The organism is Flagellimonas pacifica, from assembly GCF_900215465.1.
Classification (GTDB): Bacteria; Bacteroidota; Bacteroidia; order Flavobacteriales; family Flavobacteriaceae; genus Flagellimonas; species Flagellimonas pacifica.
Window position 1 is genome coordinate 414,731 of record NZ_OBEH01000001.1, and the last position, 12,678, is coordinate 427,408.

Here is a 12,678-nt window from a genome sequence, read left to right on the forward strand (position 1 = left end):
TCTGTTCATCCCACCATCTAATTCCATATCTTTAGGCTCTTCTTTTATAACGAATGGCCAAGACCAAAACAGCTTTTTTCTGTCAAAACTGTGGTGCCCAATACCCAAAATGGGTGGGGCAATGCTCTTCTTGCAAACAATGGAACACTATTGTGGAAGAAGTGGTGCAAAAAGAAGAAAAGAAAAGTTGGAAAACCGATTCTTCCCAAGCAAACAAAACCACAAAACCCTTAAGGGTTTCCGAGATAACTAACGAAAAAGAGCTGCGGTTAGACACTCAAGACCAAGAATTTAACAGGGTGTTGGGAGGAGGATTGGTGCCAGGCTCCCTAACACTGTTAGGCGGTGAACCGGGAATTGGAAAAAGCACATTATTATTGCAAATTGCGCTAAAACTTCCCTATAAAACCTTATATGTTTCTGGAGAAGAAAGTCAAAAGCAGATTAAAATGCGGGCAGACCGCATTCACCCCAACAGTGAAAACTGTTTTGTACTCACAGAAACCAAGACGCAAAATATCTTTCAACAAATTGCAGCTATTGAACCTGACATCGTGGTCATTGATTCGATTCAAACACTGCATACGGATTACATAGAATCAGCGGCCGGAAGCATTTCACAAATTAGGGAGAGTACAGCTGAACTTATCAAGTTTGCCAAAGAAAGTCATACCCCGGTGCTTCTTGTTGGTCATATTACCAAGGATGGAACCATAGCAGGACCAAAAATTTTGGAACATATGGTGGACACGGTTTTACAGTTTGAGGGTGATCGCAATTATGTCTACAGAATTCTTCGCTCTTTAAAAAACCGATTCGGTTCCACAGCCGAGCTGGGTATTTATGAAATGCAGGGGAGTGGACTTCGCGAAGTAAACAATCCATCGGAAGTTTTAATTTCCAAAAATGAAGAAAGTTTAAGCGGAACAGCCATTGCCGCCACTGTTGAAGGCATGCGTCCATTATTGATAGAAATTCAAGCCTTGGTGAGCACAGCAGTTTATGGAACTCCGCAACGATCAGCAACTGGGTTCAATGCTAAAAGATTGAACATGCTTTTGGCCGTATTGGAAAAAAGGGCTGGCTTTAAACTGGGAGCCAAAGATGTTTTCTTGAACATTACGGGCGGAATTTCTGTGGATGACCCTGCCATTGATTTGGCCGTTGTGGCCGCCATCCTTTCCAGTAATGCGGACATTCCCATTGAAAAAGGAATCTGTTTTGCCGCAGAAGTGGGGCTTGCAGGCGAAATACGCCCAGTTCAACGCGTGGACCAACGCATTCTTGAAGCTGAAAAATTAGGGTTCACTTCTATATTTGTTTCCAAAAACAACAAAATCGGACTAAAGAACACCTCGATTCAGGTACACCTTGTTTCCAAAATTGAAGATATTGTGAGCAACCTGTTTGGGTAATCCTAAGGTGCCGGATTGGGAATGGAATTATGGATTTCCTCGATTCCCTTTATCACCTCATCAGAAAGGTCAACATCAATACTATCAATGTTTTCCTTTAACTGTTCCATGGTTGTTGCGCCAATAATGTTGCTGGTCAAAAAAGGTCTTGTATTGATGAAAGCCAATGCCATTTGCGACAAACTTAAACCATGTTCCTTTGCCAACTCATTGTACTTTTGGGTGGCGGTCGTAGCTGTTTCGCCACTGTAACGATCGTAATGTGGAAACAGCGTCAACCTTGCCTTTCTTGGAGCAATCTCATCCAAATATTTACCGCTCAGTACACCAAAAGCTAGCGGAGAATATGCCAAAAGTCCAATATCTTCCCGCATTGAAATTTCAGAAAGCCCAACTTCAAATAACCTGTTCAATAAGCTATATGGGTTCTGGATGGTAAGCATTCGAGGTAGACTTTGGTGCACCTTGCTCTCTTCCAAATAACGCATGGTTCCCCATGGTGTTTCATTGGACAATCCCACATGTCTGATCTTCCCCTCAGCAATCAAATCGCGAAGGGTTTCCAATACTTGGTGTATGTTGTCTTCCCAAGGATCTATGGAATGTGCATTAAATCCGCGTTGCCCAAAAAAGTTAGTGTTCCGTTCTGGCCAATGTAATTGGTACAAATCAATATAATCGGTTTGCAATCGCTTTAGACTTCCATCTACCGCACTGATTATGGAATCCTTGCTAAATCCCGTTGTTCTAATATATTTGGCAAAATCTGCTCTCCCCACAATTTTTGTGGCAAGCACTACCTTATTCCTATTCCCAGTTTTTTTGAACCAGTTCCCAATTATTTCTTCGGTTACCGCATAGATTTCCTTTTTAGGTGGAATTGGGTACATCTCAGCCGTATCAAAGAAGTTGACACCTTGGTCCAACGCATAATCCATCTGCTTATGACCCTCTTCCTCTGTATTCTGTCTTCCCCAGGTCATGGTTCCCAAACAAATCTTGCTGACTTTGATATCGGTATGTGGTAGTCTGGTGTATTTCATCTAGCTAATCATTTTTCAATTGGCAAAAATAATCAATCCATTTTTTGCCGCCTTAAAACTAATCTTACTTGTCTATTTCCAAAAGAATTGGGCAATGATCGCTATGCTTGGCATCAGAAAGAATAACAGAACGCTTTAATCTGTCCTTTAAGGAATCGTTCACCATGCCATAATCCAATCGCCATCCCTTATTGTTGGCCCGGGCATTGGCACGGTAGCTCCACCACGTATAATTATGGGGGTCTTTGTTGAAATGTCTAAAACTGTCAATGAACCCACTCTTCATAAAATTTCCGATCCATTCCCGCTCAACAGGTAAAAATCCGGATACATTTTTATTTCTCACTGGGTCATGGATGTCAATAGCTTCATGGCAAATATTATAATCGCCACAAACTACAAGGTTTGGGCGTTCTTTTCTTAGTGTATCAGCATATTTCTGAAAATCGGCCATATAGGTAAGTTTCAAATCTAAACGATCCAAATTGGTGCCTGAGGGCAGATACATGCTCATTACGGAAACATCCCCATAATCTGCCCTAATGTTTCGGCCCTCAAAATCCATATAATCTATTCCAGTACCGTATTCAATATGATCAGGCTTTTCCTTGCAAAGCAAAGCCACTCCACTGTATCCTTTTTTTTGCGCGCTGAACCAGTAATGGTAGTTATATCCCGCTGCCTCAAACAAAGACACATCTACCTGTTCCTTCATGGCTTTTATTTCCTGTAAACAGACCACATCGGGATCAACAGCCTGTAACCAATCAATAAAACCCTTGTTCAAAGCCGCCCTAATTCCATTTACGTTGTACGATACTATCTTCATGCTCAAATTTTCACTAAAAATAACCATTGTGTTTGGCTCCTTAAAATGATTCTATTTGATAGTTGTGGTTTAAATTTGATTTTTGGAACATTAATTGATTATCCTTGATGGATTTAAAATCATGGTCATGAGAAAATTAGTATTTATTGGCGTTTTGCTTTCAGGATTTTTCTTGAAAGCCCAAGCCTATCCCAATTTAGATTCTGGCAATGAACTAAAGTTCAACATTGGACTTTTTCTGGCCACCACTGCGGTAGAAGGATCCTATGAATATTACCTCAGTGAGGATACCAGTATTGGGGGAACGGTTTATTTTGATAATGACGCCACAGATTATAACGGTAATTTTGGAATAGGACCCAACTTTAGGGCTTATTTTGGTTACCAACCCAGAAGCGGATTCTTTGCTGAGGCCTTTGGCCTTTATTATACTGGGGAAGATGATAACTTACAAGATAACCTCGGTTCCAGAAATAATGATTACAGCACTGTGGCACTCGGATTGGGATTGGGCAACAAATGGGTGACACGAAGCCAAAAATTCTCTTTGGAAATCTTTGGCGGATTTGGAAGAAACATCAACCCTGAAGATTTTCAAGACACCTTTATGTATAGAGGTGGTTTATCTGTTGGTTTTAGATTTTAAATTATTGACATCATCAAAATATCCTCTATTTTTAATCCCATTAAGAAACCTCTAAACCAAAAAGAATGGATATTAAAAAATTGATTGTTTTACCTCTTTTTCTATGCTTGTTTTACTCAAAACTTGGCGCTCAAGAAATAACCATATTTCCCAGTTTTTGGGGCTATCAATATTATCAGGATGATAACCGAATCACAAAACAAGATTTGATATCCCTATTAGAAAAAAAGGAAGAATCCTACTCTTATTGGAAAAAATCGAAAACAACCAGCACCTTGGCTTACATATCCGGTGCTGCTGAATTAGGTTTCTTTGCTTGGCAGATGAATAATTATTCAAATGACAAAAATACAACCGGGCCGTTCCTAGGGGTGCTAGGTTCCTTTGGTTCCTTTCTCACCTTTGCTTTGATCTCCAACAGTCAAAAAAAGAAGGCAATTTTAAAATATAATGAAGGTCTTAGCAAAAAATCGGTATTTAGGCTAGCTCCTTCCAAACAAGGTTTTGGGTTGGCTCTTCAGTTTTAGAGACAACCCCCGTAAACAACAATTTATTTTTCAAATGCTCACCCTTCTGTTAATAGACATACAAGTTGGCCTACGAGAAACCAATTTCTACGGAACCGAGCGTAACAATCTTGATGCCGAAGTTAATGCCGCAAAAATTCTTGAGTTTTTTAGAACTAAAAAACTCCCTGTCTTTCATATTCAACATTGTTCCACAAATGTTGAATCACCGCTTCATCCATCCAAACCAGGAAATGCTTTGCATCCTTTGGTTTCACCTTTGAAAGATGAACCTGTATTTCAAAAAAATGTGAACAGTGCTTTTATAGGCACTCCTTTGGAAACCGAACTCAAATCCAAAGGCATTGAAGAAGTGGTCATTGTTGGATTGACTACCGAGCATTGTGTATCCACCTCAACCCGAATGGCGGCCAACCTTGGTTTTAAGGTCAATTTAATTTCTGATGCCACCGCTGCTTTTGACAAAATAGGGGTCAATGGACAAAAATTCAGCGCCGAACTCATCCACAATACCGCCTTGGCCAATCTTAAAGACGAATTTGCCATCATAAAAGATACCGTCACCCTATTGAATGAACTTCAGGATTAGTTCTTATTTTTATGGGATATTGATTTTGAACCAACTACACCCTATGCTTCGCTCGTTTATTCTCATCTGTTGTTTTGTATTGTTTGCCCCAAATGGCATGTCCCAAGAAAAACCCTTGCGAGTTGCTGTGGCTGGACTTACCCATACCCATGTGCATTGGATTTTGGGACGTGAGGATATTGGAGACATCGAAATTGTTGGTATTGCAGAACCCAATCGAGAACTGGCACAACGCTACGCCGACCAATATGGGTATTCCATGGATATGGTTTTTGATAGCTTGGAAGAAATGATTTTCGCAACTAAACCCGAGGCAGTTACCGCCTTTGGGACCATTTATGGCCATCTGGAAGTAGTACAGACCTGTGCCCCTTTGGGCATTCATGTAATGGTAGAAAAACCCTTGGCCGTAAGTTTGGACCACGCACAACAAATGGCCGCCCTTGCAGAAGAACATGACATCCATTTATTGACCAATTATGAAACTACATGGTATCCCACAAACCATATGGCCAAAAGATTTTTGAACCATGGTAAAATAGGAAGACTAAGAAAAATCATTGTTCGGGATGGACATAAAGGCCCGGTTAAAATAGGTGTCAATAAAGAATTTTTGGACTGGTTGCAGGATCCCAAAGAAAATGGCGGAGGCGCTATTACCGATTTTGGTTGTTATGGTGCCAACTTGACCACTTGGCTTATGAGCGGAATAAAACCCAATACCGTAACGGCCATAACCCAACAGTTACAGCCCAAAAACAACCCTAAAGTAGATGATGAAGCCACTATTTTACTTACTTATGATGATGCCCAGGCCATTATCCAAGCTTCGTGGAATTGGCCCATTGGCCGTAAGGATATGGAATTGTACGGATTGACGGGCGCACTCTATGCCGATAACAGAAATGAACTTCGTCTTCGCATTGCAGAGGGCTATGACGGTTATCATGAAGAAAAATTTACTTTGGAAGAAAGACCGGCCCCTTACAACGACCCTTTTGCTTTATTGGCCGCAGTTGTAAACAACAAAATTCGGTTACGACCATATGGCCTGTCCTCTTTGGAAAACAATTTGGTGGTCATGGAAATTTTGGACTCCGCACGAGAAAGTGCCCGAACCGGAAGAACAATTACTTTAAAAGAATAACTTCATCAATCAATCTCAATGCAACCTATGGCCTATATAAAAGCCCCCAGTATTTTTGTTTTCTTGTTTTTTACCTTTTCATTTTTTGCCCAGGAAGTCCAAAAAGATTCCGTGAACCAATTGGATGAGATTATTCTCATTGAGGATATCACCATCAGAAATGCTACCGGGATCACTCCCCATTCCATTATAAACGGGCAGACCTTTCAAAAATTCAATCCTATCGACATTACTTCGGCAGTAAATCAAATTCCGGGGGTTTATGTGCTCTCCGGGGCACTCAATACCAACCGGATTACCATCCGTGGTGTGGGCGCACGTACCCCTTTCGGAACCGATAAGCTTCGTATGTATTTTAACGGCATCCCAGTAACCAACGGAACAGGCTCTTCAACCATTGAGGCCTTCGACTTGGAGAATCTGGGAAAAATTGAGGTTATTAAAGGGCCCAAAGGCACCGCTTTTGGCACCAATTTGGGCGGGGCCATTCTGCTCGATACCAAAGACCATGAAGAAAACCAAACTAAACTCACCAATTCCTTTACCCTGGGGTCATATCAAATGTTGAAGGAGAACCTATCCTTTACACATTCTGAAGACAATTTTAATCTCTCCTTTAGCTACAACCATTTTGAAACCGATGGCTACAGACAGAACAACAGCTTTGATCGTGATGGTTTTTTGCTGAATACCAATGTTGACCTCAGCGAAAAAAGCAAATTGGGCCTGTTGGTCAATTATATTGATTACACCGCTCAGATTCCAAGTTCGTTGAACCAGACCGATTTTGATGAAGACCCAACCCGTGCAGCTGGAAATTGGCTGGCCGCCCAAGGTTTTGAGGCCAACAAATATGTGCTTGCCGGATTGTACCATACCTACGAGTTCAACACTTCCTTAAAAAATACCACCAGTGTTTTTTACACCTATTTAGACCATTATGAACCTCGCCCTTTTAACATTTTGGATGAGTTCACCAATGGATTTGGTGTTCGAAGCCAGTTTAAGGGCATGGCAGGAAGCTTTGAATACACTTTTGGTGGGGAATTGTACAAAGACGAATACCATTGGGGCACTTTCCGAAACTTGTATCGGGATAATAACGGCAACGGCAGCTTACAAGGTGATCGCTTAAGCGATAACAGCGAATTCCGGAGGCAGTTTAACCTTTTCGGCACGCTTACCCATACCATCACCACCCGGTTTTCGGCCCAATTGGGGCTTAATTTGAACAAGACCAACTATAATTTTCAAGATCTGTTCAATCAGGGAGATGCCAATACCTCTGCCGACCGAAATTTTGATGCCATTCTTTTGCCCAGTTTTGGGCTGCAATATTTGTTTGCGGGCGGAAAGTTATATGCCAACGTAAGCCGTGGATTTTCCAACCCCAGTTTGGAGGAGACTCTAACGCCTGACGGAGTCATTAATCCAGATATTGCCCAAGAGACAGGAACCAATTATGAACTTGGCGGAATGTCCACACTTTTCAACGAGCATCTGTTTTTGGACTGGTCCCTGTACCATATGGACATCAACAATTTGTTGGTGGCCCAACGTGTGGGTGAGGACCAATTTATTGGCCGAAATGCGGGGGAGACCCGCCACCAAGGTTTAGAACTCAGCGCAAGATCGGTATTTGAGCTTTGCAAAGACCTTAAGGTCTATCCCTACCTCAACTACACTTTTAGCAACCACAGTTTTGTGAATTTTGTGGATGGGGATGATGATTTTTCAGGCAATCCTTTGACCGGGGTACCCAAACACCGAATCAGTTCTGGCTTGGATATAAAACACACCGCTGGTTTTCAGCTGAACTTGACCCACCAATTTGTGGACGAGATTCCATTAACGGATGCCAACAGCCTGAGCAGTGATTCTTTTAATGTGTTCAATGCCAAATTGGGGTACGAGGCCCAACTCTCTAACCATTTTTCTTTGGGGTTGAATGTTGGTGCAAACAACCTTTTTGATATCCGTTATGCCCAAAGTGTATTAATCAATGCCGTTGGGTTTGGTGGCGCCCTGCCCCGCTATTTTTATCCCGGAAATGACAGAAACTTTTACGGAGGGGTGAAATTGGGTTATCTTTTCTAAACCCAATTTATTTGTCATTCCTGCGTGTCACACTGAGCAAGCCTGTACTGAGCCTGTCGAAGTATCGAAGCAAGCCAAATCATACTACGGAACAACAAAAACCACCACTTACACACATAAATTTACTTATAGAGACAATTACAGATATCCCTTACTTTTTATGGCGTTTATAAGTTATATTTGGAGGCTATGGCATATAAGTTTTATGTGTGAATATAAGTCGGATGTAATATCAAAAAAAATTAATGGCAACAGAATATCCCGAGAATCTAAGTTTCCCAATAGTTGGCTATAATCTAGAAAATGGCTCCCCAAAAACGAATAATATTTATGGAACAGCATCATACTTAAAAAACAACATATTCATTACAGCTGGTCATAGCATACTTAATGCTAAAGAGTCAGAGTTTACCGCAATAGCTTTTAGAGACAAAATGGACTCGACTAGCAATTATATATACCATACCATTGAGCAAGCTGAAATATTTGAGGATTTGGATATTGGAATTGTGAAATTAAAGAAAGGACATATTAATGCTAAAGCTGACAAATGGACATCTAAATCTGCTGAAATGTTGGGTGACGTTTTCGCATTAGGTTACCCATTCGGGTATAATATTTCAGAAAATGAATTCGTTGTTCGAGGTCTACAAGGATACATTGTTACCAAAAGACGTTTTCATGAATTTCAAAAGAAGCCATCCGTTTATGAATTATCATTTCACTGTCCAAAAGGAATATCAGGAGCTAGTCTAAAAAATTCAGATTCTTGGCATGTTATGGGATTCATAATTGCAAATGCATCCACTGAGATTTTAGTATATGAAGAGAAAGAAATTGATGAAACCGAAAACAAGAAAACTATTTATGAAAAATATGAAACCACCAAATACGGTATTGCAATTACTGTGGATAATTTATTGGATAGGAAATCAAGTATTCTCAAAACAACATTCAGAGAATATTTAGAGAAAGAAGGATTACTGGAATAAAGCGATCCTATAAAATCTCTTAAATTTTCAAGTTCACCTCATATATCTATCAGGAGAACTATTCCAAAACCTCCCCAAACCCCTTTAACAATTCCGCTGCGCTTTGTATTTCTCTTTTAGTAAAAACTTCTTCTTCTAAAAAGTGCAGTATAAAAATGAGCTTGTCTAATTGTTTGGTTAGTTCTTCCGGAGAACCATAGGCTTCCTTGATCCATACATTTAGGTTTTCTATTTGGGTAGGTGTCAACATGTGGGCAAGTTATGCTCCAAAGTTTTCATGTGTTACTACTAATTAGTAGTATTTTTAAAGTAGCAAAGTCCTAACAATGACCATCAATCTCCTTACTACAGAAAATATAACCGTAGAAATGGAAAACCAAATGGTTAAGCTGTTCAAACAACTTAATCCCGGTCTACAACTTAACCCCTTGGCCAAGATCATGGAAAAGAAAAATCAGCTGAGCTTGGTGTATTGCCAAGAGGGTGACCAAATTATTGGCATGGCCTCCATGTGTACCTATAATGTATTTTCGGGCAGTAAGGGCATTGTAGAAGATGTGGTGGTAGATACCGCTTACCGAGGACGGGGCCTAGGCCGCCAACTCATGGAGAAACTGCTCACCATTGCCGAGCAAAAGGGGCTAACGGAGGTATTGCTCTTTACGGGTAACCACAGGCAAAGTGCCATTCGCTTATATACAAAACTGGGGTTTGAGAAATCGCAAAGTGGTATGTACCGTTTAAAACTCGATCAAAATTAGCCCATGAAAAAGCTACAGTTACAATCCAAGCCCGAGGTCGCCTCGGTTTTTGCAAATTATCCAGATATGGTAAGGGAGCAAATGGAGCGCCTGCGGCAATTGGTTTTGGAAGTGGCCCAAGAAGACCCGGAGATCAGCGAGCTTGGAGAGACCCTAAAATGGGGCGAACCCAGTTACGTGACCAAAAAGGGCAGTACCCTACGTATGGACTGGAAGGCCAAAGCGCCAAATCAATATGCACTTTATTTTCAGTGCACCAGCAAGCTGGTGCCCACTTTTAAGCTGATCTATGGCAAGCAATTTACCTATGAAGGTAACAGGGCCATTATTTTTCAACTGGATGATGAACTCCCGGAGGCCGAACTCAAAAACTGTATCCGGGCCACCCTTAACTATCATAAAGTAAAGCATTTGCCCAATTTGGGGTTGTAGATTTGTCTCCTCGAGCGCAGTCGAGAGGTCTTAATCATTTTATCCTTTAAAAGGTCTCGCCCTTCGACAAGCTCAAGATGACAACTCGGCCTGACAAGACAATTAAAAGCTCCTTCCCTTTTTAAGGGAAGGTGGATTGTGGCCAAAGGTCACAAGACGGAAGGGATTGTTTTAGATTCACCCTTTCCGTTGTTACTCCGTAACACCACCTTTCCCTAAAAGGGAAAGGAATTTATTTGGTTTTATCACCAACAATGGCTCCTCACCTTGGATAAGGGGAGGTGGTTCCAATTTCATTGGAATCGGAGGGGATTGATACTTGAGATCATATGAAGTAGTTTAAACTAAAACCGCTTCCGTCCTTCGGACACCTTCGCTTGACCAAGGGAAGGAACAACCAAAAAACCAGCACTAAACCAAGCCAAATTCTCCGCTGATTGTAGTATCTTGTTGCCTACAAAAACAAAGGTTTTTTTGTTTTTCAAGCTAACTCAAAACAACTACCTATGACCGATTTGGAAATTGCCAAAGGCGTTACCCTACAACCTATTACCAACATTGCAGAAAAATTTGGAGTTGACCCAGATTCCATAGAAATGTATGGCAGGCACAAGGCCAAACTGCCCTTGAACGCCATTGACAAGCAAAAAGCCAGTGAAAGTAATCTGGTGCTTGTTTCGGCCATTTCACCAACACCGGCCGGAGAGGGAAAAACTACCATGTCCATAGGTTTGACCGAAGGTCTGAACCGCTTGAACAAAAAAACGACCGTAGTGTTGCGGGAACCTTCTTTGGGGCCTGTTTTTGGAATTAAAGGTGGTGCAACCGGAGGTGGGCACTCGCAAGTATTGCCCATGGAGGACATCAATCTTCATTTTACAGGGGATTTTGCCGCCATTGAAAAAGCTCATAACCTGCTCTCGGCAGTTATAGACAATAATATTCAAAGTAAAACAAGGTCTTTACGCCTAGACCCCAGAACCATTGGCTGGAAAAGGGTGATGGACATGAACGATCGTTCCCTTCGCCATGTAATCGTAGGTTTGGGAGGAACCACTTCTGGAATTCCACGAGAAACTGGTTTTGATATTACCGCTGCTTCGGAAATTATGGCCATTCTTTGTTTGGCCGAAAACCTGAGCGACCTAAAAGAGCGTTTAGGGAATATTTTCATTGGCTATACTTTTGACAAAGAACCCATTTATGCCAAAGACCTAAAGGCCGAAGGTGCCATGACAGCTTTGCTGAAAGATGCCGTAAAACCAAATTTGGTTCAGACTATGGAGGGGAACCCTGCCATTATTCACGGTGGACCTTTTGCCAATATTGCGCAAGGAACCAATTCCGTGATCGCTACGCGAATGGGGATGACATATTCAGACTATACCGTTACCGAAGCCGGTTTTGGTTTTGATCTGGGTGCTGAAAAGTTTTTTGATATCAAATGCCAGAGTGCAGACCTAAAACCAAAAGCGGTTGTGCTTACGGCCACCATTAGAGCGTTAAAATACCATGGCGGAGCAGATTTAAAATCCTTGACGGAACCCAATGTGGAAGCGCTTAAAAAAGGACTCCCCAATCTGGAAAAGCATTTGGAGAACATTGCAAAGTTCAATGTGGTGCCCGTGATTGCCATCAATAAATTTATTACCGATACCGATGCCGAAATTGAGGTTATCAAGGAACTTGCCGAGTCAAAAGGGGTTCGCGTTGCCGTTGCCAAGGTCTGGGCCAAAGGTGGAGCCGGCGCAGAGGAGTTGGCCCAACACGTAATCGACATTGTGGAATCCAAAGCCTCGGATTTTAAACCGCTCTACAATTGGGAATCCCCAGTAATGGACAAAATTGCCACAATTGCTACAGAAATTTATGGCGCAGAGCATGTAGACTACACCTCAAAGGCAAAGGCACATCTGCGGAAAATTTCCAATTTAGGATTGGATCATTTGCCTGTCTGTATCGCAAAGACCCAAAAATCATTATCGGATAATCCTAAACTTTTAGGGAGACCCAAGGATTTTATTATTACCGTAAGAGAAATTGAAATTGCAGTTGGAGCTGGGTTTTTGGTTCCCATAACCGGAGACATTATGCGTATGCCCGGCTTACCAGCCCGTCCTTCTTCTGAAGGGATTGATGTAAGTGATGAAGGAGAGATTACAGGTTTGTTTTAAAATCGATGTCACCTCGAGCGTAGTCG

Annotated in this window: 13 protein-coding genes; 10 read left to right on the plus strand and 3 right to left on the minus strand. The window is 41.6% G+C overall.

The window, feature by feature from the left end; translation table 11 throughout:
• The first annotated feature begins 53 nt into the window (after nucleotides 1–53).
• Entirely contained in the window at nucleotides 54–1,415 is a 1,362-nt protein-coding gene (radA, locus tag CRO15_RS01845) for a DNA repair protein RadA (RefSeq protein ID WP_097044059.1), read from the plus strand.
• Nucleotides 1,416–1,417: 2 nt separating this feature from the next.
• Here the strand turns inward: radA and CRO15_RS01850 are convergent, their stop codons facing one another.
• Both CRO15_RS01850 and CRO15_RS01855 read right to left on the minus strand, forming a co-directional pair.
• On the minus strand, nucleotides 1,418–2,458 hold the full coding sequence (locus tag CRO15_RS01850) for an NADP(H)-dependent aldo-keto reductase (protein ID WP_097044060.1): 1,041 nt from the start codon (nucleotides 2,456–2,458) through the stop codon (nucleotides 1,418–1,420).
• A gap of 64 nt (nucleotides 2,459–2,522) precedes the next feature.
• A complete protein-coding gene (locus CRO15_RS01855) occupies nucleotides 2,523–3,287 on the minus strand; it encodes an exodeoxyribonuclease III (protein WP_097044810.1) in 765 nt (254 codons plus the stop codon).
• Between the two features lie 127 nt (nucleotides 3,288–3,414).
• On the opposite strand from CRO15_RS01855, the gene CRO15_RS01860 reads away from it, so the two are divergent.
• From CRO15_RS01860 to CRO15_RS01885, 6 genes are all read left to right on the plus strand, one after another.
• The gene (locus CRO15_RS01860; protein ID WP_097044811.1) at nucleotides 3,415–3,933 is read left to right on the plus strand and encodes a hypothetical protein; all 519 of its coding nucleotides are present in this window, start codon (nucleotides 3,415–3,417) and stop codon (nucleotides 3,931–3,933) included.
• 65 nt (nucleotides 3,934–3,998) lie between these two features.
• Nucleotides 3,999–4,460, plus strand: coding sequence for a hypothetical protein (locus CRO15_RS01865; protein ID WP_097044062.1), 462 nt, complete (start codon nucleotides 3,999–4,001; stop codon nucleotides 4,458–4,460).
• Nucleotides 4,461–4,494: 34 nt separating this feature from the next.
• Entirely contained in the window at nucleotides 4,495–5,049 is a 555-nt protein-coding gene (locus CRO15_RS01870) for a cysteine hydrolase family protein (protein WP_097044064.1), read from the plus strand.
• A gap of 97 nt (nucleotides 5,050–5,146) precedes the next feature.
• Complete coding sequence (locus CRO15_RS01875) at nucleotides 5,147–6,196, plus strand: Gfo/Idh/MocA family protein (RefSeq protein ID WP_243396880.1); 1,050 nt, start codon at nucleotides 5,147–5,149, stop codon at nucleotides 6,194–6,196.
• Between the two features lie 27 nt (nucleotides 6,197–6,223).
• Nucleotides 6,224–8,293 (plus strand): TonB-dependent receptor family protein, encoded by a 2,070-nt coding sequence (locus CRO15_RS01880; protein WP_243396881.1) that lies wholly within the window; start codon nucleotides 6,224–6,226, stop codon nucleotides 8,291–8,293.
• Nucleotides 8,294–8,538: 245 nt separating this feature from the next.
• A complete protein-coding gene (locus tag CRO15_RS01885; protein WP_097044067.1) occupies nucleotides 8,539–9,285 on the plus strand; it encodes a hypothetical protein in 747 nt (248 codons plus the stop codon).
• A 58-nt stretch (nucleotides 9,286–9,343) separates the two neighbouring features.
• Here the strand turns inward: CRO15_RS01885 and CRO15_RS01890 are convergent, their stop codons facing one another.
• Nucleotides 9,344–9,535 (minus strand): hypothetical protein, encoded by a 192-nt coding sequence (locus CRO15_RS01890; protein WP_097044069.1) that lies wholly within the window; start codon nucleotides 9,533–9,535, stop codon nucleotides 9,344–9,346.
• 76 nt (nucleotides 9,536–9,611) lie between these two features.
• Here CRO15_RS01890 and CRO15_RS01895 point away from each other — a divergent pair, with 76 nt between their 5' ends.
• The 3 genes from CRO15_RS01895 (at nucleotide 9,612) to CRO15_RS01905 (ending at nucleotide 12,652) form a co-directional block, all read left to right on the plus strand.
• The gene (locus tag CRO15_RS01895; RefSeq protein ID WP_097044071.1) at nucleotides 9,612–10,046 is read left to right on the plus strand and encodes a GNAT family N-acetyltransferase; all 435 of its coding nucleotides are present in this window, start codon (nucleotides 9,612–9,614) and stop codon (nucleotides 10,044–10,046) included.
• 3 nt (nucleotides 10,047–10,049) lie between these two features.
• Complete coding sequence (locus CRO15_RS01900) at nucleotides 10,050–10,478, plus strand: DUF1801 domain-containing protein (RefSeq protein WP_097044072.1); 429 nt, start codon at nucleotides 10,050–10,052, stop codon at nucleotides 10,476–10,478.
• Between the two features lie 506 nt (nucleotides 10,479–10,984).
• The gene (locus CRO15_RS01905) at nucleotides 10,985–12,652 is read left to right on the plus strand and encodes a formate--tetrahydrofolate ligase (RefSeq protein WP_097044074.1); all 1,668 of its coding nucleotides are present in this window, start codon (nucleotides 10,985–10,987) and stop codon (nucleotides 12,650–12,652) included.
• The last annotated feature ends 26 nt before the right edge of the window (nucleotides 12,653–12,678 follow it).